The sequence below is a fragment of the Parabacteroides distasonis genome (genome assembly GCF_004793765.1).
Taxonomy (GTDB): domain Bacteria; phylum Bacteroidota; class Bacteroidia; order Bacteroidales; family Tannerellaceae; genus Parabacteroides; species Parabacteroides distasonis_A.
In genome coordinates this window covers 1-1,221 of sequence record NZ_SRYM01000123.1, presented here as the reverse complement: position 1 = coordinate 1,221, position 1,221 = coordinate 1, and the positions used below count along the sequence as shown (strand labels likewise).

Below are 1,221 nucleotides of genomic sequence, written 5' to 3'. Positions count from 1 at the left end.
TATTTGCAGATTATATCCGGGCTTGGTCTGCCCGTTTCTCATGGCGTCTTCTTTCATGCGCATGAAGGTGGCATCAGGATCGGTCTTGGAATAGGAGTTGCGTTCTCCAAGAGTGTCAAGATGGTTGTCGTATTCCATCAACTTGTCACGGTGCTCCTCAAGTTCCTTTTGTTCCTTGTCCTTTGTTACAGGCTGGTGTTCCAGCGCCTCTTTAAGTTCATTCACTATATCTGAGAGCATGGCGGGAGTGAACTCTATGGGGGTGTCTTTGGTGGAGTTCTCTTGGGTTATGGTTTCATCCACCTGCTCCAGGAGGATGCGGATCTTATCCATCAGCTTTGTACGGTTCTTTTCGACTGTCTTGCGCCAGACAAAAGTATATTTGTTGGCCCTGGACTCAATCTTGGTACCGTCGATATACTCTACGTCAAGGCTGATGAGACCCTTGTCGGCAAGGACAAGAACCAACTGCGTAAATACATTATTTATCTCTTCTTTCACGCGATTACGGAAACGGTTGATGGTAATAAAATCCGGATGTTCATTACCGGAAAGCCAGATATGATGAATGTCACGTAGGAGAAGCCTCTCTATTTTGCGGCACGAATAGATATTGTTCATGTAGGCGTAGATTATCACCCTAAGCATCATTTTAGGATGATAAGGACAACGGCCGGTTGCTTTATAAAGCTTCTTGAAATTGTCAAGATTGAGATTATCAACAACTGTATTGACCACATGGACCGGATCGTTCGCTGCTATGTTCTCATCAATTCTGCCGGGAAAAAGAACTGTTTGGTTGGGAGCGTAATCCCGAAAGTGTGTTTTTGCGGGCATTTGTCTTTTTATTTTTTTACTAAGTTACAGAAAAAAGCGATATAGGCAAGATCTTAGTTGAGAAAACAGAGGCTTCACTTTATGTTTTATGGCATACCAGAAAATAACCGGATTTACCAAGGAAGCGCATCCCTGTCACGGGACACGCTTTCTGCCATAATTAAAGTTCCGGTCATTTAGCTCCCTTAAAGGCCTGTTTACAAAAAAAGCCCGGCTATATAAACAGCCAAGCTATACGCCTTTGTATAGTCAAGGTTTGTTAGGTCAATCAGTCACTCTCCATGTTTGATAACTCTTAAAACGAACAACTCTACAAAGGAAACATTTTATTCTGTTAATAATGATTTTTTGACTCTTTGTTTTACATGCTTTGCAACATAATTA

General features: G+C 42.1%; 1 protein-coding gene. It reads right to left on the bottom strand.

Annotation, left to right across the window (positions count from 1 at the left end):
• The coding region (locus tag E5342_RS18980; RefSeq protein WP_135960079.1) for a transposase at window positions 1-837 on the bottom strand (837 nt) is incomplete at its 3' end.
• Window positions 838-1,221 lie beyond the last annotated feature (384 nt).